The organism is Plantibacter auratus (assembly GCF_050587365.1).
GTDB classification, from domain to species: domain Bacteria; phylum Actinomycetota; class Actinomycetes; order Actinomycetales; family Microbacteriaceae; genus Plantibacter; species Plantibacter auratus.
Window position 1 is genome coordinate 1196890 of the sequence record NZ_JBOBFV010000002.1, and the last position, 18663, is coordinate 1215552.

The 18663-nt window shown below is 68.9% G+C and carries 18 protein-coding genes and 1 rRNA gene; 16 read left to right on the top strand and 3 right to left on the bottom strand.

Annotated elements, in window-relative coordinates; all coding sequences use genetic code 11:
- The first annotated feature begins 76 nt into the window (after positions 1–76).
- The 3 genes from ACQ3HE_RS12870 (at position 77) to ACQ3HE_RS12880 (ending at position 2125) form a co-directional block, all read left to right on the top strand.
- Positions 77–1132, top strand: coding sequence for an NAD(P)H-dependent flavin oxidoreductase (locus tag ACQ3HE_RS12870; protein WP_430893069.1), 1056 nt, complete (start codon positions 77–79; stop codon positions 1130–1132).
- A 70-nt stretch (positions 1133–1202) separates the two neighbouring features.
- Positions 1203–1862, top strand: coding sequence for a hypothetical protein (locus ACQ3HE_RS12875; RefSeq protein ID WP_192003894.1), 660 nt, complete (start codon positions 1203–1205; stop codon positions 1860–1862).
- Positions 1859–2125, top strand: coding sequence for a hypothetical protein (locus ACQ3HE_RS12880; protein ID WP_056010480.1), 267 nt, complete (start codon positions 1859–1861; stop codon positions 2123–2125). The genes ACQ3HE_RS12875 and ACQ3HE_RS12880 overlap by 4 nt, the downstream gene beginning before the upstream one ends.
- Positions 2126–2298: 173 nt before the next feature.
- On the opposite strand, the gene purB is transcribed toward ACQ3HE_RS12880, so the two are convergent.
- On the bottom strand, positions 2299–3681 hold the full coding sequence (purB, locus tag ACQ3HE_RS12885; protein WP_430893070.1) for an adenylosuccinate lyase: 1383 nt from the start codon (positions 3679–3681) through the stop codon (positions 2299–2301).
- Positions 3678–4205 carry a low molecular weight protein-tyrosine-phosphatase gene (locus tag ACQ3HE_RS12890; protein ID WP_079704175.1) on the bottom strand — a complete coding sequence of 176 codons (528 nt, stop codon included), beginning with the start codon at positions 4203–4205 and terminating at the stop codon, positions 3678–3680. The genes purB and ACQ3HE_RS12890 overlap by 4 nt, the downstream gene beginning before the upstream one ends.
- Positions 4206–4683: 478 nt before the next feature.
- Here ACQ3HE_RS12890 and ACQ3HE_RS12895 point away from each other — a divergent pair, with 478 nt between their 5' ends.
- The gene (locus ACQ3HE_RS12895) at positions 4684–6126 is read left to right on the top strand and encodes an alpha/beta hydrolase family protein (protein ID WP_430893071.1); all 1443 of its coding nucleotides are present in this window, start codon (positions 4684–4686) and stop codon (positions 6124–6126) included.
- A 20-nt stretch (positions 6127–6146) separates the two neighbouring features.
- Here the strand turns inward: ACQ3HE_RS12895 and ACQ3HE_RS12900 are convergent, their stop codons facing one another.
- Positions 6147–6539, bottom strand: a complete 393-nt coding sequence (locus ACQ3HE_RS12900) for a phage holin family protein (RefSeq protein WP_191939856.1) — start codon at positions 6537–6539, stop codon at positions 6147–6149.
- A 100-nt stretch (positions 6540–6639) separates the two neighbouring features.
- Here ACQ3HE_RS12900 and ACQ3HE_RS12905 point away from each other — a divergent pair, with 100 nt between their 5' ends.
- The 12 genes from ACQ3HE_RS12905 to ACQ3HE_RS12960 form a co-directional block, all read left to right on the top strand.
- Complete coding sequence (locus tag ACQ3HE_RS12905; RefSeq protein ID WP_430893072.1) at positions 6640–7791, top strand: histidinol-phosphate transaminase; 1152 nt, start codon at positions 6640–6642, stop codon at positions 7789–7791.
- A complete protein-coding gene (locus ACQ3HE_RS12910) occupies positions 7788–8927 on the top strand; it encodes a thiamine pyrophosphate-dependent enzyme (protein WP_079704171.1) in 1140 nt (379 codons plus the stop codon). Before ACQ3HE_RS12905 ends, ACQ3HE_RS12910 begins: the two co-directional genes overlap by 4 nt.
- Positions 8924–9904, top strand: coding sequence for an alpha-ketoacid dehydrogenase subunit beta (locus ACQ3HE_RS12915; RefSeq protein ID WP_079704170.1), 981 nt, complete (start codon positions 8924–8926; stop codon positions 9902–9904). Before ACQ3HE_RS12910 ends, ACQ3HE_RS12915 begins: the two co-directional genes overlap by 4 nt.
- A 26-nt stretch (positions 9905–9930) precedes the next feature.
- Positions 9931–11304 (top strand): dihydrolipoamide acetyltransferase family protein, encoded by a 1374-nt coding sequence (locus ACQ3HE_RS12920; RefSeq protein WP_430893073.1) that lies wholly within the window; start codon positions 9931–9933, stop codon positions 11302–11304.
- A 97-nt stretch (positions 11305–11401) separates the two neighbouring features.
- A complete protein-coding gene (locus ACQ3HE_RS12925; RefSeq protein WP_079704168.1) occupies positions 11402–12376 on the top strand; it encodes a metal ABC transporter solute-binding protein, Zn/Mn family in 975 nt (324 codons plus the stop codon).
- Entirely contained in the window at positions 12373–13227 is an 855-nt protein-coding gene (locus ACQ3HE_RS12930; protein ID WP_064296038.1) for a metal ABC transporter ATP-binding protein, read from the top strand. Before ACQ3HE_RS12925 ends, ACQ3HE_RS12930 begins: the two co-directional genes overlap by 4 nt.
- Entirely contained in the window at positions 13224–14120 is an 897-nt protein-coding gene (locus tag ACQ3HE_RS12935) for a metal ABC transporter permease (protein ID WP_159876301.1), read from the top strand. Before ACQ3HE_RS12930 ends, ACQ3HE_RS12935 begins: the two co-directional genes overlap by 4 nt.
- Before the next feature lie 95 nt (positions 14121–14215).
- The gene (locus ACQ3HE_RS12940) at positions 14216–14617 is read left to right on the top strand and encodes a Fur family transcriptional regulator (protein WP_079704165.1); all 402 of its coding nucleotides are present in this window, start codon (positions 14216–14218) and stop codon (positions 14615–14617) included.
- 7 nt (positions 14618–14624) lie between these two features.
- Positions 14625–15713, top strand: a complete 1089-nt coding sequence (locus tag ACQ3HE_RS12945) for a permease (protein ID WP_369821859.1) — start codon at positions 14625–14627, stop codon at positions 15711–15713.
- Positions 15706–16518: a TIGR03943 family putative permease subunit gene (locus ACQ3HE_RS12950; protein WP_241160967.1), complete on the top strand. Its 813-nt coding sequence runs from the start codon at positions 15706–15708 to the stop codon at positions 16516–16518. Before ACQ3HE_RS12945 ends, ACQ3HE_RS12950 begins: the two co-directional genes overlap by 8 nt.
- Positions 16508–17974: a hypothetical protein gene (locus tag ACQ3HE_RS12955; RefSeq protein ID WP_430893074.1), complete on the top strand. Its 1467-nt coding sequence runs from the start codon at positions 16508–16510 to the stop codon at positions 17972–17974. Before ACQ3HE_RS12950 ends, ACQ3HE_RS12955 begins: the two co-directional genes overlap by 11 nt.
- Before the next feature lie 602 nt (positions 17975–18576).
- Positions 18577–18663: ribosomal RNA gene (locus tag ACQ3HE_RS12960) — 16S ribosomal RNA — on the top strand; the annotation flags it as partial.

The window sequence follows — 18663 nt, forward strand, 5'->3', positions numbered from 1 at the left end:
CTCAAACTGAGCTGTTTGATGTCCATCATGTTTCGATCCGGTTTCGCCCGCAAGAGGGGCGGGACATACTGGTGGCGTGCGTGCCCTTCCTGTCGACGTCCCGATCGTGCTCGGCCCCTTCGGAGGCCTGTCCTCCGTCGAACTCACCGCGACGGTGAGCGAGCTGGGCGGCCTCGGCTCCTTCGGTCTGTACGGCTACGACGTCGAGCGCATCGAGCGGACGGTCACGGCCCTCCGCGAGCGGACCGCGGCGCCCTTCGCCCTGAACCTGTGGCTGCCGCGTGGCGACGAGTCGTCGCCCGACGACTCCGAGGCGTCCTTCGCAGGAGCGGTCGAGGCGCTCCGACCCGTGTTCGACGAGTTGTCCCTCGAGCTGCCGGTGCGCCCGGCCCGGTACGTGCCGCCGTTCGACGAGCAGATCGAGGCGGTCCTGGAGGCGCGGCCCGCCGTGGTCAGCTTCGTCTTCGGGGTTCCGCCGCGGCCGGTGGTCGACGCGGCGCACGACCGGGGCATCGTCGTGGTCGGGACGGCGACCACGGTGGCCGAGGGACTCGCCCTGCAGGAGGGCGGGGTCGACGTGGTCGTCGGCACGGGCATGGAGGCCGGCGGCCACCGCGTCTCGTTCCTGCGAGCAGCCGAGGACTCCCTCGTCGGCCTGGTCGCCCTGATCCCGCAGCTCGTCGACGCTTTGGACGTTCCGGTGATCGCCGCCGGCGGCATCGCCGACCGACGTGGTGTCGCCGCCGCACGGGCACTCGGTGCCGCCGGCGTGCAGGTCGGGACCGCCTTCCTCCGCACGAGCGTCTCCGCGGCGACGGCCGAGCATCGCGCGGCCATCGTCTCGACGCCCGCCGACGGTACCGTCCTCACGCGCGCAATGAGTGGCAGGCTCGGCCGGGGTGTCCCGAACCGGGTCTTGCGCGAGATCGAGGCATCGGGGGTCGTCGCCCCGTTCCCGGTCCAGAACTGGCTGACCGGGCGGTTCCGCACCGTCGCCTCCGAGCGGGGCGTCGCGGACCTCCAGGGCTTCTGGGCAGGGCAGGCGTCACTGCTGACCCGCGATCGGGCCGATGCCGAGTCCGTCTTCGCGGAACTCGCCGCGGGCCTGTCGGTCCCACCCAGGGCGCCCTGACCCCGGTCCGCGTCGCCCGCAGGACCGCGTAAGCTGGAGGGGACTTCCTGCAAGAGATGAGACGTTCACCGTGCCCAGCATTCCGTTCGACGGCGCCAAGCACGATCGGTACTGGATGGTCCCGATCCTGCGTGCGGTGATCGCGCTCGCCACGGCGGGGGTCGTCACCTTCACGCAGGGCCACTCCTCGCAGTTCGGCCTCGTGGTCTTCGGGGTCTTCACGCTGCTGTCCGGCGCGATCGTCGGCGCCTTCGCCTTCCCGAACTTCTCCGACACCGTGACGCGCGCGTTCTTCCTCGGCCAGGGCGTCATCGGCGTCGTGACCGGCGTCTTCTCGCTGCTCGTGAGCGGCGGCGGGCTGAGCATCTTCCTCTACGTCGTCACCCTGTGGGCGGCCCTCACTGGATTCCTCGAGCTGTACAGCGGGATCCGCTGGCGCGGACGCCTCGCCGCGGCGAAGGACTGGACCGCGGTCGGTGCCTTCACGGTGCTGCTCGCCATCGCGACGCTCCTCGTCCCGCCCGGACTCGAGCAGCGATTCGCCGCCCCGGGAGGTGTCGAGGGTGTCCTCCGTGCGGACATCGTCGTCGTCGGCCTCGTCGGAGCATACGCCGCGATCATCGGCGTCTACCTCGTCATCGGCGGACTGTCGCTGCGGTGGGCGGGCAAGCGCCCGGTCACCGGCGCAGCCACCGACGACACCACCGGCACGGCTGGAGCCGCATCATGAGCAAGCCCAACCGCGACGACGTCCTGCGGCCGATCGAGCTCCTCGTGCTCTCGGGCGTCATGGGGGTCTTCACCGGCGTCGTCGTCCTGATGTCGACCCGCGAGATCGTCCTGTCGCTCATCGGCCTGGGCATCGCGTTCATCGCCTCGCTCGTCGTCCTCGCGATGCTGGCGCTCGCCGTGAAGCCCGACTTCCAGGAGAAGCTCGACCTCGACGAGCAGGACGGCGACGACAAGCGTCCGCCGCGCCCCTCCGGCCACTGACCGTCTCGTCCCTCCGGCCCTGGGCGCTCCCTCCGGTCCTTCGGCGTCTTGCCGGGTCCCGCGCGTTCCCTCCGGTCCCTGAGCGTTCCTTCCGGTCCCTGAGCTTGTCGAAGGGCGCACGCCGACAGGCTCGGTGACCGGTCTCCCGTTCCCCGAGCCTGTCGATGGGCGACCTACGGCAGGTAGTCCACCAGGTCGTCGGAGAGCCCGAGGTACGTCGCCGGGGTGAGCTCGAGCAGGCGCTGCTTCGCGGCGTCGCCGATGTCGAGCTTGGAGACGAACTCGACGAGCTCCGCCTGCCCGAGACGCTTGCCGCGCGTGAGCTCCTTGAGGAGCGCGTAGGGGTCCTCGATGCTCGAGCGACCGGCGGTCACCTCGGCGCGGATGACCGTCTGGATGGCCTCCGCGAGCACCTCCCAGTTGTGGTCGAGGTCCGCGGCGAGCACGTCCTCCGCGAGGTCGATCTGTCCGAGGCCGCCGAGGATGTTGTCGAGGGCGAGCAGCGAGTGGCCGAACCCGACACCGATGTTGCGCTGGGCGCTCGAGTCGGTGAGGTCGCGCTGGAGTCGCGAGGTGACGAGGGTGGCGGCGAGGGAGTCGAGGATCGCGCTCGACAGCTCCAGGTTGGCCTCGGCGTTCTCGAAGCGGATCGGGTTGACCTTGTGCGGCATGGTCGACGAGCCGGTGGCGCCGGCGACCGGGATCTGCCGGAAGTAGCCGATGGAGATGTACGTCCACATGTCCGTGGCGAGGTTGTGCAGCACGCGGTTGGCGTGGGAGATCTTGCCGTAGAGCTCCGCCTGCCAGTCGTGCGACTCGATCTGCGTCGTCAGCGGGTTCCAGTCGAGGCCGAGTCCTTCGACGAACTCGCGCGAGATGGCGGGCCAGTCCGCATCGGGATCGGCGACGACATGGGCGGCGAAGGTGCCGGTCGCGCCGGAGAACTTGCCGAGGTACTCGTTCGCCTCGATCTGGAGGGCGATGCGCTCGAGTCGGTAGACGGTGACGGCGAGCTCGCGGCCCATCGTGGTGGGCGTCGCCGGCTGGCCGTGCGTGTGGGCGAGCATCGGGACGGCCCGGAAGTCGACGGCCTTGGTGCGCAGGGAGTCGAGGACGAGTCGCAGCTTCGGCAGCCAGATGGCGCGGACGGCCTGCGACACGGTGAGCGCGTAGGAGAGGTTGTTGATGTCCTCGCTCGTGCAGGCGATGTGGGTGAGTTCGGCGATGCGGTCGAGACCGAGCTCGGACAGGCGGTGGCGCACGAGGTATTCGACGGCCTTCACATCGTGACGCGTGACGGCCTCCTTCTCGGCGAGCCAGTCGATGTCGGCCTGGCCGAAGTCGAGGTAGAGCGCGCGGAGCTGCTCGATCTCCGCCGGGGTGAGCGGGGAGGAGCCGAACATGGAGTGCTCGGTGAGGTAGACGAGCCACTCGACCTCGACCTGCACGCGGGCGCGGTTCAGGCCGGCCTCCGAGAGGTACTCTCCGAGCGCCGTCACGGCGGGGCGGTAGCGACCGTCGAGCGGGCTGAGCGGCTGGGCGGGGAATTCGGTCATGGGGTGGCTCCCTGGGTCAGTGCTGGTTCGAGCTGGTGGAAGAGGGATCTGCAGGCATGGTCGATCATGCCGAGGACGGTCTCGAACATCTGGGCGTCCGAGTAATAGGGGTCGGGTACGTCGCGGGTCCCGGAGGTGCTGTCGAAGCTCAGGAGCAGGTGCACCTTGGAGCGGTCGGCGTCGTTGCCCGCCCAGGCCCGCAGGATGCGTTCGTGACTGCGGTCGAGGGCGACGACGAGGTCGTAGCTGTCGAAGCGGTCGGGGTCGAACTGCTTGGCCCGGTGGGCGGTGGCGTCGTGGCCGTGCGCTCGCAGCGCGGTGACCGTGCGGTGGTCGGCGTGCTCGCCGACGTGCCAGTCGCCGGTGCCGGCGGAGGAGACCTCCACGACCCGCTCCAGCCCGGCGGCCGCGACGAGGTCGGTGAAGACGCTCTCGGCCATCGGGGATCGACAGATGTTGCCCGCGCAGACGAAGCACACGCGGAACGGGGTCGTGCCGGGGTCGGCCTCCCCGAGGGTGTTCATGCGTCTATTCTGGCCGACCGCGCCCGAGCCGTCGAACCGTTCTCAGCTGACTCCGCTCCACAGCTCCACTCCGGTCAGCTTCCTCCACATCAGCACGGTGTGCCGTCGTGACCGCTCCGCCGGTTGGGCAGAGTCGAGCGTGATGCCGGCGGTGGGCGGGCGGAGGGCGAGGGGACATGGCGTTGGAGTACGACCCGTTGGCGATGGGCTTCCCGTCGCAGTCGACGGCAGAGGAGGTTGCCTCGATACTCGAGGGGCGCGCTCGATGTCTCGAGGACGTCCTGCTCGAACTGGAGCCGGAGATCCTCAGGTTCGCGCAAGCGCGCAGCGGTCTCGAGTGGGTCGGTCCAGCAGCCGTGCAGTTCTCCTGGTCCGCGGACGAACTGACCGCAGTGCTTCGTCAATCGGCCTCTGCACTCGATGAGGGACTCCGAAGCGCTCGTGGGGCGGCATCGTCGATCGCCGACGGGAGTGGAAGATGAGCGACGACCTCACCATCCGAGGAGGAGGCGTCGTAGCCGTCGCCACTGAGGATCACCTGCTCCTCGGCGCGTTGCTCCTCGAACTCGGCGAGGCCTGCGCGAGCTGGGCCGACCGCGTGGAATCGGTGTCGACCGACGACGTGTCCCTGGTGCCCGTCGGCCCGACGATCGTTCCCCAAGCCGATGCGGGGGCGGGAAGCGGGGCGGCTGCGAAGGCCGCCACCAGCTTGCGGCGTGCGAGCGACGACGCGAGCCGGTTGGGCGGGCATCTCATCGTCGGGGCGGAGCAATACGGAGAGCTCGAGCGGATGGTCCAATCGTTGTTCACGTTCACCGGGGGCGCCGCGGGATGGGTCCTGGGAGCCTCCCCATTGATCCCGCTCGGTGTCCTCGCCGCCGTTGGAGAGGTGACGCTCATCAGGACCGTGTTCCGCGGAGTGTTGGGGTTGCTGTCCTCGGACCTGCAGGACGGCTTCGATGAGGTCTCGGCGAAGACTGCGCGTGAGCTGATGTCGTCACCCGCGTTCGTCGCCCTCGTGCGCGGAGTCGTATCGGGTTCCGACGAGTTCATGATCAGCGCGTTCGGTCTGCCGGCGATGCTCGACGCGAACCGTCTGAGCGAGGAGGGCATCACCGGGGTGGCGTTCGCGGCCGCGGTCGCACTGCGCGGAGTCGACCGTGCCGGCCTCCTCACTCCCGCGGCGCCGGTCCGCACGGTCGAGGTGAAGGCCCAGGGCGCTCCGGCGCCCCTGAAACCTCCGACCCGGTACGAGGACCTCGTCGAGCGGATGCCGCACGGGGGAGCGGGCTCCCCGCAGATCAGGATCGAGCGGTACGAGGACGCCTCCGGCGCCGACCAGTGGATCGTCTGGTCGGGTGGAACCATCGAGACCGGGTTCCCTGAGACGTCGACCGAGCCCTTCGACAACCGCAGCAATGTCAACGCGGTCGCAGGTCTGGAGGCGGAGAGCGCCGAAGCGACCCTCCAAGCCATGCGACTCGCGGGTATCCCGGACGGCGCCTCCGTGCTCCACGTCGGGTACTCCCAGGGCGGCATCATCGCGTCCCGCATCGCTGCCAGCGGTACCTACGACTCCTCGGTCGTCACCTTCGGATCGCCGGTCGAATCGGTCGACTTCGCGGACGACCTCCCGCGCACCCATGTCGAACACACCGAGGACGTCATCCCCGCGCTCTCCGGTGAACGACGCGACTCACTCAACGGGGGTACTGTCGTCCAGCGTTCGTTGTACGACGGAGGACCACCGCCGGCCGGTGACGATCCCCTTCCGGCTCACAATCTCGACCGTTACCGGGAGACGGCGCGCCTCATCGACAAGTCCTCGGAGGAGCGGCTCACGCCAGCGATCGACCCCCTCGCCGGGCTCACCGGCACCGGGGAGGTCTGGCAGTACCGGGCCGACAAGGTCCTCCCGTGACCGGGTGGTGGAGCTGAGTGTCAGTCCTTCGTCTTCGGGCGGATGACGATGCCGAGCAGCCAGTTCACGATCGAGATGACGATCGCCCCCAGGACGCCCCACCAGAAGCCGTCGACGGTCAGGCCGAACCCGAACCAGCCGCTGATGCCCGCGGTGATGAGGAGGAGGAGTCCGTTGATGAGGAGCCCGATCAGACCGAGCGTGAGGATGTAGAGGGGGAACGCGAGCACCTTGATGACCGAACCGATGATGGTGTTCACGACCGCGAAGATGAGCGCGACCAGCGCGAAGGTCAGGATCGTCTCCAGCGTGCCGCCAGGCGCGTACGGCGTCACGTTCACACCGGCGACGATGAGGGTCGTGACCCAGATGGCGAAGCCGTTGACGATCAGGTTCAGCAGAAAACGTCCCATGAGGGCAATCCTCCCACCCTTGCCACAGCGGGCAAAGGGCCGATTCGGACCGGCGCACTGCATTCCGACGCAGGTATCCTTCGCGGCCTAGACTCGTCGAGTGAGTGACAACCTGCCAACCACCGCCCAGCCGGCCGCTCAGCCGGGCCGGAGCCCGGTCCGTCTCCGTCCGGAGATCGCAGATCTGCCGCCCTACCGTCAGGGCAAGCCGGCCGCACCCGACGCGTTCAAGCTCTCCAGCAACGAGGTCCCGTTCCCGCCGCTCGACGCCGTCCTCTCGGCCATCACCGACACGGCTGCCAACTCCCACCGCTACCCCGACGGCGCCGCACTCGCGTTGCGAACGGCGCTCGCCGAAGCCAACGGAGTCACGCCGGAACGCATCCACATCGGGGCGGGCTCGGTCGCACTCCTCAGCCAGTTCATCACCGCGACCGCCGGTCCGGGAGACGAGGTCGTCTTCGCCTGGCGCTCCTTCGAGGCCTACCCGGGTCTCGTGACCGTCGCCGGCGCGACGTCCGTGCGCGTCCCGAACCGGCCCGACGGCTCCCACGACCTCGAGGCGATGGCCACAGCCGTCACCGACCGCACCCGCGTCGTCATCGTCTGCACGCCGAACAACCCCACGGGCCCGGTGGTCGAGCGCGCCGCCTTCCTCGCCTTCCTCCGCTCCGTGCCGTCCGACGTGCTCGTCCTCCTCGACGAGGCCTACCGCGAGTTCGTCACGGACGACGACGCCATCAACGGCATCCCGCTCCTCGACGAGCACCCGAACCTCGTCGTGCTCCGCACCTTCTCGAAGGCCTACGGACTCGCCGGCCTCCGCGTCGGCTGGGCCATCGGCCACGAGCTCGTCCTCGACGGCGCCCGCAACGCGGCCATCCCGCTCTCCAGCACCGCGCCGGCGCAGCAGGCGGCCATCGCCGGACTCGAGAACGCCGAGGACATCCGAGCCCGCGTCGCGGTCATCACCGCCCGACGCGATGACCTCGCCGCCGCACTCCGCGAGCAGGGCTGGTTCATCCCCGCGGCACAGGGCAACTTCGTCTGGTTCGGCCTCGGCGAGCAGACGGCCGCGGCGAACGAGACCTTCCTCGCGCACGGCATCGTCGGCCGTGCCTTCCCCGGCGACGGCGTCCGCATCTCGATCGGTGAAGCCGAGTCGATCGAACCGCTCCTCGCCGCCGCTGCAGAGATCCTCGCCGGACTGCCGGCCGACCACCCGACACGAGAGGGAGTGCGCTCACGATGAGCCGTTCCGGAGACGACCCCACCGTGCCCAGCGTCCAGTTCATCGACGCGGCCGGCACCTTCGCGCCGAACGAACACGCGGAGCGCTATCAGCCGTTCCTCGATCGCCTGACCGAGACCGACCTGCAGCAGTTCTACCGCGACATGGCGAACGTCCGCGCCTTCGACATCGAGGCGACGAACCTGCAGCGCCAGGGCCAGATGGCGCTGTGGCCGCCGAGTCACGGGCAGGAGGCGGCGCAGGTCGGTTCGGCCCGTGCGGCGCGGGCCCAGGACCACATCTTCCCCTCCTACCGCGAACACGTCGTCGCGATGATCCGCGGCGTCGACCCCATCGACATCGTCCGCCTCATGCGCGGCAACACGCACGGCGGCTGGGACCCGGCAGATCCGTCGAACGGCAACATGCACCTGTACACCCTCGTGCTCGCCGCCCAGACCCTGCACGCGACCGGCTACGCGATGGGCCTGAACTTCGACAAGGCCGTCGGCACCGGCGACCCCGACCGCGACACGGCCGTGCTCGTCTACTTCGGCGACGGCTCGAGCTCCGAGGGTGACGCGAACGAGGCGTACATCTACGCCGCCAGCTACCAGACGCCGCAGGTGTTCTTCCTCCAGAACAACCAGTGGGCCATCTCCGTCCCCGTCTCCCGTCAGGCCCGCGAGCCGCTGTATCAGCGCGCGGCCGGCTTCGGCCTCGACAGCGTCCGCATCGACGGCAACGACGTGCTCGCGAGCTACGCGACGGCGGCGAAGCACCTCGACGACGCCCGCGCCGGCCACGGCCCGAGCCTCATCGAGGCGATGACCTACCGCGTCGGCGCCCACACCACGAGCGACGACCCGACCAAGTACCGCACCGACGACGAACTCCAGTCCTGGATCGCCCGCGACCCGATCGTCCGGTTCAAGACGTACCTCCAGGGTCTCGGCGCTTCCGACGCGTTCTTCGCCGAGGTCGACGAGGAGGCTGCTGCGCTCGCGGAGGACACCCGCGTCCGCACGCTCGCCCTCGAAGCGCCCGGCCGAGAGCTCATCTTCGACGGCGTCTACTCCGAACCGCACCCGCTCATGGTCGAGCAACAGGCCTGGCTCGAACGCTACGAGGCCTCGCTCGAAGGAGGCAACGCATGACGACGACCACCATGCCGATGGCCAAGGCGCTGAACGCAGGCCTCCGGAAGGCGATGACCGAGGACGACAAGGTCCTGCTGATGGGCGAGGACATCGGCCCACTCGGCGGCGTCTTCCGCGTCACCGAGGGCTTGCACGCCGAGTTCGGCGGCGACCGCGTCCTCGACACCCCGCTCGCGGAGTCCGGCATCGTCGGCACCGCGATCGGCCTCGCCATGCGCGGCTACCGTCCAGTGTGCGAGATCCAGTTCGACGGCTTCGTGTTCCCGGCCTTCAACCAGATCACGACGCAGCTCGCGAAGCTCACCAACCGGCACGAGGGCAAGCTGCAGATGCCCGTCGTCATCCGGATCCCCTACGGCGGACACATCGGCGCGGTCGAGCACCACCAGGAGAGCCCCGAGGCGTACTTCGCCCACACGGCCGGCCTGCGCGTGGTCAGCCCGTCGACCCCGAACGACGCCTACTGGATGATCCAGGAGGCCATCGCCTCGAACGACCCGGTCGTCTTCCTCGAGCCGAAGAGCCGCTATTGGCCGAAGGGCGAGGTCGACCTCGACGGCTCGGCCGCGCCACTGCACGGTAGCCGCATCGTCCGCACCGGCACGGAGGTCACCCTCGCCGGACACGGCGCGATCGTGAGCGTCATGCTGCAGGCGGCTGAACTGGCCGCCACGGAGGGCACGAGCGTCGAGGTCGTCGACATGCGCTCGTTGTCGCCCATCGACTACGACCCGCTCGTCGAATCCGTCCGCCGGACCGGCCGCCTCGTCTACGTGCAGGAGGCGCCCGGTTTCACGAGCGTCGGCTCGGAGATCGCGGCGACCGTCACGGAGCGCGCCTTCTACTCGCTCGAGGCACCCGTTCTTCGGGTGTCCGGGTTCGACACCCCGTTCCCGCCGGCGAAGCTCGAAGGCGTCTACCTCCCGGATGCCGACCGCATCCTCGAGGCCGTCGATCGCTCGCTGGCGTACTGAACATCGAAGGAAGACGAGGAACCACGATGAGTGATCTCCAGTTCGAACTGCCGGACGTCGGCGAAGGCCTGACCGAGGCCGAGATCGTCGCATGGAAGGTCGCGCCGGGCGACGCCGTCTCGGTCAACCAGGTGCTGGTCGAGATCGAGACCGCGAAGTCGCTCGTCGAACTCCCGTCGCCGTTCGCCGGGACCGTCGGTGCCCTGCTCGTCGAGGAGGGCCAGACCGTCGACGTCGGGACGCCCATCATCAGTGTGAGCACCGGTGGCGGGGCAGCGACGGCCGAGCCGACCGCGCCCGCACCGGCGGTCGTCGAGTCGGAGGAGGCCACGCTGGCCGCCGACACCGCGGCGAGCGTCTCTCCTGCCGAAGAGCCGCGCCCTGGCGCCGTGCTCGTCGGGTACGGCAGCGCCGGCAGCACCTCGAGCCGTCGCCGTGGCCGTGGCGCGACGCCGGTCGTCGAGCCGGCGAGCCCGGCCGTCACCCCGCAGCCGCCCGTGCGCCGCCAGCCGCCGTCGAGCATCCCCGCCGCGTCCGCGCTGCCGGTCATCGCCAAGCCGCCGATCCGGAAGCTCGCGAAGGACCTCGAGGTCGACCTCACGGCCATCGAGGGCACCGGGCTCGCGGGTGAGATCACCCGCGACGACGTCATCCGTGAGGCCAGCCAGGCGAGCGTGTTCCGCAACATCGAGACGCCGGAGTGGGCCGACGAGCGCGAGGAGCGCATCCCGGTCAAGGGCGTCCGCAAGGCCATCGCGACAGCCATGACCCGCAGCGCCTTCACCGCGCCGCACGTCTCCCTCTTCGTCGACGTCGACGCGACGCGCACGATGGAGTTCGTCAAGCGCCTGAAGAACTCGACGGACTTCGCCGGCGTCAAGGTCTCGCCGCTGCTCATCATGGCCAAGGCGATGATCTGGGCGGTCCGCCGCAACCCCACGGTCAACAGCGAGTGGACCGACCAGGAGATCATCGTCCGCCACTACGTGAACCTCGGCGTCGCCGCCGCGACACCGCGCGGACTGATCGTCCCGAACGTCAAGGAGGCGCAGGCGATGAGCCTGCTCGAGCTGGCGCGCGCCCTCGAGACCCTCACGCTCACGGCCCGCGACGGCAAGACGCCGCCGGCCGACCAGCAGAACGGCACGATCACGGTGACGAACATCGGTGTCTTCGGCATGGACACCGGCACCCCGATCCTCAACCCGGGCGAGGTCGGCATCGTCGCGCTCGGCACGATCAAGCAGAAGCCGTGGGTCGTCGACGGCGAGGTGCGCAGTCGGTTCGTGACGACGCTCGGCGCCTCCTTCGATCACCGCGTGGTGGACGGCGACGTCGCGAGCCGCTTCCTGGCGGACGTCGCGTCGATCATCGAGGAGCCGGCGCTGCTGCTCGACTGAGTACACCTGCTCAGGAACCTTCCAGCCGGACGATTTTGAGAATCAGTATCAATAGGCGTACCGTTGGCCTTCTCACCCCGATCGAGAAGGTTCATCAATGCGCGCTCGCACCCTGCTCCCAGCCTTGGCCATCTTCCCGGCAGCCGCCCTCGTCCTCGCGGGCTGCTCCGGCAGCGGCGCGTCGAGCGCGACCGACGACGGCAAGATCAACATCGTCGCCTCCACGAACGTGTACGGCGACATCGCTTCGAAGATCGGCGGTAAGGACGTCGAGGTGACCTCGCTCATCTCCTCGGCCGCCCAGGACCCGCACTCCTACGAGGCGAGCACGCAGGACCAGCTCTCCATCAAGAACGCCGACCTCGTCATCGAGAACGGCGGCGGCTACGACCCGTTCGTCGACACGCTCCTCGACGCAGCCAAGAACGAGTCCGTCGAGGTCGTCAACGTCGTCGACCTGTCGGGCCTCGCCCCGGACGACGACCACGCAGACGAGCAGCACACGGATGAGGCGCACGCCGAGGACGACGGCCACGACCACATCGAGGGCTTCAACGAGCACGTCTGGTACAGCTTCCCGACGATGGCGAAGCTCGCCGACGAGCTGGCCAAGGAGCTCGGCGAACTCGACAGCGCGAACGCCGCCACGTACACCGCGAACGCGAAGGCCTTCACCGAGTCCCTCGGCACGATCGAGACGGCCCAGGCCGCGATCAAGACCGCACACGACGGCGAGGGCGTCGCCATCACCGAGCCCGTCCCGCTCTACCTGCTCGAGGGCGCCGGACTCGTGAACCGGACCCCCGAGGCGTTCAGCGAGGCGATCGAGGAGGGCACCGACGTGTCACCGACCGTCCTCAAGGAGACGCTCGACCTCTTCGGCGGCGGATCGGTCGCGCTGCTTGCCTACAATGAGCAGACGAGTGGCGGCGAGACCGAACAGGTCAAGACCGCCGCGGAGAACGCAGGCGTACCGGTGCTGTCATTCACCGAGACCCTCCCGGACGGCAAGGACTACCTCTCGTGGATGACCGAGAACGTCGACGCCGTGGCGGACGCCCTGAATCGATGACCAGCGGTCCGACCGACGACTCAGGCCCCGTCGACGTCCTGGCGCTCGCCGGGGCCGAGCTCGGTTTCGGCGGACGCACGCTCTGGGACGGCCTCGACCTCTCGGTGCGCCCGGGGGAGTTCCTCGCCGTGCTCGGCCCGAACGGCTCCGGCAAGACGAGTCTGCTGCGCACCATCCTCGGGCAGCAGCAGCTCGACCGCGGGACCATCAGGGTCGCCGGAGGCCCGGTGCACCGCGGCGACCGCCGCATCGGCTACATCCCGCAGCAGAAGCTCATCCCCGCCGGCACGCCGATGCGCGGTCGCGATCTCGTCGCCCTCGGCGTCGACGGTCACCGCTTCGGTCTCCCCATCCGCACCGCGGCGACGAAGCGTCGGGTCGACGAGCTGATCGCCTCCGTCGGCGCGACCGCCTACGCCGACGGCGCGGTGGGCACCCTGTCCGGCGGTGAGCAGCAGCGGCTCCGCGTCGCCCAGGCGCTCGCAGACGACCCGATCCTCCTCCTCTGCGACGAACCGCTGCTCAGCCTCGACCTCCAGCATCAGCGCGGGGTCAGCGAACTCATCGACCGTCGTCGGCGCGAGCACGACACCGCGGTGGTCTTCGTCACCCACGACGTGAACCCGGTGCTCCCCATGGTCGACCGCATCCTGTACCTCGCGGGCGGCCGGTTCCGGGAGGGCACCCCCGACGAGGTGCTCCGCAGCGAGGTGCTGTCGGAGCTCTACGGCACGCCCGTCGACGTGCTCCGCAGCCACGGCCGGGTCGTCGTGGTCGGCATCCCCGACAGCGAGACCCACCACCATCACCACGACGATCCGCACACCGGTGCGGTGGGGGTCGGCGCATGAACACCGACGACCTCTGGGGACGCCTGTTCAACTTCCAGGACTACGGCGCACTCCTCGAACTCGTGCAGAACTCGATCATCGCCGGCGCGGTCCTGGGCATCGTCGGCGGCCTCATCGGCGTGTTCGTGATGCAGCGGGACATGGCGTTCGCGGTGCACGGGATCAGCGAGCTGTCCTTCGCCGGCGCCGCGGGTGCGCTGCTGTTCGGGGCCAACGTCGTCGTCGGGTCCCTCGCGGGCTCACTCGTCGCCGCGATCCTCATCGGCCTGCTCGGCTCCAAAGCGCGCGACCGCAACTCGATCATCGGGGTGCTCATGCCGTTCGGCCTCGGCCTCGGCATCCTGTTCCTCGCGCTCTATCCGGGCCGGAGTGCCAACAAGTTCGGGCTCCTCACCGGGCAGATCGTCTCGGTCGACGACCCGCAGCTCGGCCTGCTCATCGTCATCAGCATCGTCGTGCTGGTAGCGCTCCTCCTCCTCTGGCGGCCCCTCAGCTTCGACAGCCTCGACCCGGACGTCGCCGCAGCGCGTGGGGTGCCGAGCCGGTTCGTCTCGCTCGCCTTCATGGTGCTGCTCGGGCTCACCGTCGCGGTGTCGGTGCAGATCATCGGTGCGCTGCTCGTCCTCGCACTGCTCGTGACACCTGCGGCCGCGGCGCTCAGGGTGTCGTCGTCGCCCGTCCTCGTCCCGGTGCTGAGCATGCTCTTCGGCTTCGTCTCGGCGGTCGGCGGCATCCTGCTCGCCATCGGTGGATCGCTTCCGATCAGCCCCTACATCACGACGATCTCCTTCCTCATCTACCTCGTCTGCCGCATCGTCGGGCCGCGCACCGCGTCCGGGCGACGTGGTCGTCGGGCACCCGTCGGCGAGACGCGGCACGCCAAGGTCGCGTGATGATCGTGGACCGTGCACCGCGTCCGCGTGGAGCTGCTTCGGAGCGTCCTCCGAGCGGTTCCCGGGTACCCTTGAAGCGACAGGCAGGAGCACCCGTGGCGAAGCGCAACACCTGGCAGCGAGAAGCTGTCCGCGAGGCCCTCGGCGGCAACGACGGATTCATCAGCGCCCAGGGTCTGCACGCCGAACTCCGCGACACCGGTTCGCCGATCGGGCTCGCGACCGTGTACCGCGCCCTCTCCGACCTCGCGGTCGAGGGCGAAGCGGACTCCCTGCAGTCGCCTGAGGGCGAGAACCTCTACCGCGCCTGCACGCCGGGCACCCACCACCACCACCTCATCTGCCGCAACTGTGGTCTCACCATCGAGATCGAGGCCGACGAGGTCGAAGCCTGGGCGCGCTCGGTCGCGTCGCAGCACGGGTTCACCGAGGCGAAGCACGTCGTCGACGTCTTCGGGCTCTGCGAGAACTGCTCGGCGGCGGCCCAGCGCGCGTGAGGCCGGAGTGAGCAGGACGACCGGAACCCTCGGGGTCGACGACGACTGGACCGCGCCCGACGACGACGGCGCGGAGCACTGGGGTCGCACCGAGGGGCGTGATCCGCGGAACCTGCGGACACCGCTCCTGATCGGCGTCGCACTGCTCGTGGTGGTCGGGCTCTTCGTGCTCCGGGCGCTCATGCCGCTCGGTGAGGCGCTCACCCCGCCCACCGCGGTGCGCGACTTCGTGACCCTGACGCTCAGCGTGGTGGTGGAGTCGCTGCCGTTCGTGGTGCTCGGCATCGTGCTGTCGATCCTCGTGCAGATCTGGCTTCCCGACGGCTGGCTCGAGCGGTGGTTGCCCACGCAGCCGATCCTCCGCCGGGCCTGCATCTCGCTGCTCGGCATGTTCCTGCCGGTCTGCGAGTGCGGCAACGTCCCGCTCGCCCGCGGCCTCATCGTGCGCGGGTTCACGGTGCCGGAGTCGATCACCTTCCTGCTCGCGGCGCCGATCCTCAACCCCATCGTCATCGTCACGACGCATCAGGCCTTCGGCTGGGACGGCGGGATCCTCGTCGCCCGGCTCGTCGGCGGGTTCCTGCTCGCGAACCTCATCGGGTGGCTCTTCAGCAAGCACCCCGACCCCAGCTCGCTGCTCACGCCGACCTTCCAAGCCAGCTGCGAGGTGACCGAGCAGCACGGGCACGAGCACACGAAGGTGGAGCGCAGCCTGCAGCAGTTCGTCGCCGAGGCGCGCGCGATCATGCCGGCGCTGCTCATCGGGTCGGCCGTGGCCGGCGCCGTGCAGGTGCTCGTGCCGCGCGAGGTGCTCGTCACCCTCGGCGCGAACCCGGTCTGGTCGGTGCTCGCGATGATGACGCTCGCCGTGATCGTCTCGATCTGCTCGAACGTCGACGCCTTCTTCGTGCTGTCCTTCGGATCGACGTTCATGCCCGGCTCGATCGTCGCCTTCCTCGTCCTCGGCCCCGTCGTCGACGTCAAGATGCTCGCGCTCATGCGCACCACCTACACGACCAGGACCCTCGTGATCATCACCGCGGTCGCCGTGCTGTTCTCGGCGGCCCTCGGATTCGGAGTGAACGCCCTTGCCTGATCAGAACGCCACCCACGGACACGCGCACGCCGAGACGTCGACGGCCGGCGATCGTCGCGTCCCACTGCTCGAACGCCTCCGGCAGCGATGGTGGGGCGTGCTGCTGCTCGTCACCGCCGCCGTGTGCATCCTCTGGCTCGCGCTGACCGACCGCCTCGGCCTCTACATCCACCCGCGCTACTTCGTGTTCACCGTCATCATGGCGCTCATCGCGGTCGCGCTCGGCATCGTCAGCGTCCTCGTCCACGTGGACGTCGAGGAGGTGCCGAAGCGTCGCGGACGAACGGCGCTGCAGCTCGCCTCCGTCGTGGGCAGTCTCGCGGTGGTCGGTGCGATGGTGGTGCTCCCGCCGTCGACGCTGTCGGTCGCGACGGCCGACCAGCGCGCGGTGAACTCCGGCACGCTCGCGGGGGAGGTCCAGGGGCAGGACGCCCAGACGGTGCTGACCTCGAACCCGGACTTCAGCACCTTCGGCATCAAGGACTGGGCGACGCTGTTGCGCCAGACGACGCGTCCCGCCGACCTCGAAGGGCGCGCCTTCACCGGGGTCGGCTTCGTGATCGCCGATCCGGACGCGGCCGACGTCTTCTACGTCTCGCGGTTCGTCGTGAACTGCTGCGCCGTGGACGCCCAGCCGGTCGGTGTGCCCGTGCAGCTCGACGGCTGGGACAAACAGCTCAAGCCCGGTGACTGGGTCGAGGTCTCGGGGGCGCTCACCGCGAGCGACGCCTCGCATCTGCCATTGGTGGTCGGGACGGCGAAGGTCGACAAGGTCGAGGAGCCGGCGGATCCGTATGACTACTGATCGCCGGGATGCTGCACGAGGCCGGTCGACGCAGGCCGCCGGCGACCGGAGCGGTTTCGGCCGACTGGTCGCGATCGTGCTGATCGCGCTCGTCGTCATCGGCGGCGGAGCGGCCGTCGTGGGCTTGACCCAGGGGCCGAAGCTCGTCCGTACGGTGGTCGACCCGACCGGACTCGTGGAGTCCTGGGGCCAGCGGGTGGTCCTGGCGGTGAACCAACCGATCGCGGATCTCGGATCGGACCGGGTGCGGATCGAGCCGGCAGCAGACTTCGACGTCAGTACCGGGGCCGGCGGCATCACGCTGGTGTTCCCCGAGCCGCTCGCCTATGCGACGGACTACCGGATCACGGTCGACGGGGTCACCGCGCCGGGTGGCGGACCGGCGGCCACGCTCACGACGTCGTTCTCGACGCCGCCCGTCGAGGGGTTCTCGCTCGTGCGGAGTCCGGTCAAGGACGGCGGCTCGGCGGCGACGAAGGCGGACGACCGGATCGTGCGCCTCTCGATCGGCGGTGGTGAACCCGAGACCGCGTACGAAGCGGCGAAGATCCAGGAGTTCGCGACGATCGGCGACTCCCTGATCGTCGTGGAGCAGGAGACGAGCGGGCTCGGTCGCATCGTGGTGGTGGACACGACCGACGGCAGTACCCAGGAGGTGGCCCTCCCGATGGGCGGGATGATCACCTCCTTGCAGACCGCCCCGGCGCAGAGTCGGGTGGGGTTCCTGTTCACGGAACAGTCGTTCGGCCGCGATGGTGGCGACAACCTCACGCTGTACTCGTTCGAGCTGCGGCAGGGGAAACCCACGGAGGCCGCCCGGGTCGGCGGGATCGACGGGGCTGCGGTCCAGGCGGCGGAGTGGTCGTTCGTGCCCCGGACCTCCTCGATGCTCGTCCGCACAGTCGACAACTCGCTCGAGCTGCTCGATCCTGCTGCGACGACCGACCCGGTGCTGCTCGGCCGGGCCTCACTCATCTCGAGTTACATCCCGGGGACCACCAAGGTCGTCATCGAACAGGTCGACGGTGTGGTCGTGCTCGACCTCGCGACGGGGAAGAGCGAACCGTTCGTCCTGCCCTCGGTGGCACGCACCGAGATCCCCGGACAACTCGTCGCACTGTCCGAGTCCCTGTCGGCCAGGATCTACGCGGACTACGACCGCGCCGCCGGAACCACGGAGCAGCGGGTACTGGCGATCAAGGACGGCGCGACCGCCGAGCTCTATCGACCTGACGCGGGTGCCGTCATCTGGTCACTGTGCGCGAGCCCGAACGCGGAGTACGTCGCGGTCGTCGTCGTCCCCGACTTCGCGAAGGCCGGCTTCGACGGGTACGCCAACGCGCCGATGCCCAACGGCCCCGAGATCGAGGTCGTCGACGCCCGCACCGGCAAGGTGGTCGGGACACAGGCCGGTTTCGACCTGTCCTGGTGCGCAGGCACGGGTGTCGCGCAGTGACCCTGCGCCGACCCGTTCGCGGCCGCCTCGGCGAAAACCGCGTGATTCCGGGCGACACGCCCGGGATGCAAGCGGAATTTGCCACGATCCCGAGACACACGTAGAGTAATCACTCGTCACCCCAAAGGTGCGGGAAGCGGAAGAGCTTCTCGGCCTCAAGCGGGGACAATCCCCAGCCAAAAGCGAGAACATTTCGATGTTACCGTTTCAAGTCTCGGTTGGATGACTTCCTCCTGGTGTCACTCGTGCTCAGCATGACTCTGTTCGCAGAGCGGCTGAAACGCCGAGTTGACAACAAGCCGGGAAGATGTAAAATAGAGAAGTTGCCCTGCAGGGCGGTCGTGATGGCCAAAGGCAGGAGCATCCGATCCTTGAGAACTCAACAGCGTGCACAATGTCAAATGCCAAAAACCTCGTGCAATTGATGCCTTCCTTTTCGGTTGGTTGATGTTGTAAGAGATTCCTTTGGAAAACATTTAAACAAAACAAAGCAAGTCAGTAATGATTTGTTCTGTCAGTTTCAAACTTGCATCGTGTTCACCTATTCCGGTGGCATGGTGCGCGAAATGTGCCGGTCACTTCGGTGGTCGTGCAATTCAACATTTACGGAGAGTTTGATCCTGGCTCAGGACGAACGCTGGCGGCGTGCTTAACACATGCAAGTCGAACGATGAAGCCCAGCTTGCTGG

Bases quoted from the DNA above. Each gene is read 5' to 3' on its own strand.
- ACQ3HE_RS12915 (WP_079704170.1), top strand. From the start codon at position 8,924: ATGACGACGACCACCATGCCGATGGCCAAGGCGCTGAACGCAGGCCTC.
- ACQ3HE_RS12880 (WP_056010480.1), top strand. From the start codon at position 1,859: ATGAGCAAGCCCAACCGCGACGACGTCCTGCGGCCGATCGAGCTCCTC.
- ACQ3HE_RS12955 (WP_430893074.1), top strand. From the start codon at position 16,508: ATGACTACTGATCGCCGGGATGCTGCACGAGGCCGGTCGACGCAGGCC.
- ACQ3HE_RS12925 (WP_079704168.1), top strand. From the start codon at position 11,402: ATGCGCGCTCGCACCCTGCTCCCAGCCTTGGCCATCTTCCCGGCAGCC.
- ACQ3HE_RS12935 (WP_159876301.1), top strand. From the start codon at position 13,224: ATGAACACCGACGACCTCTGGGGACGCCTGTTCAACTTCCAGGACTAC.
- ACQ3HE_RS12895 (WP_430893071.1), top strand. From the start codon at position 4,684: ATGAGCGACGACCTCACCATCCGAGGAGGAGGCGTCGTAGCCGTCGCC.
- ACQ3HE_RS12930 (WP_064296038.1), top strand. From the start codon at position 12,373: ATGACCAGCGGTCCGACCGACGACTCAGGCCCCGTCGACGTCCTGGCG.
- ACQ3HE_RS12910 (WP_079704171.1), top strand. From the start codon at position 7,788: ATGAGCCGTTCCGGAGACGACCCCACCGTGCCCAGCGTCCAGTTCATC.
- ACQ3HE_RS12900 (WP_191939856.1), bottom strand. From the start codon at position 6,539: ATGGGACGTTTTCTGCTGAACCTGATCGTCAACGGCTTCGCCATCTGG.
- ACQ3HE_RS12920 (WP_430893073.1), top strand. From the start codon at position 9,931: ATGAGTGATCTCCAGTTCGAACTGCCGGACGTCGGCGAAGGCCTGACC.
- purB (WP_430893070.1), bottom strand. From the start codon at position 3,681: ATGACCGAATTCCCCGCCCAGCCGCTCAGCCCGCTCGACGGTCGCTAC.
- ACQ3HE_RS12890 (WP_079704175.1), bottom strand. From the start codon at position 4,205: ATGAACACCCTCGGGGAGGCCGACCCCGGCACGACCCCGTTCCGCGTG.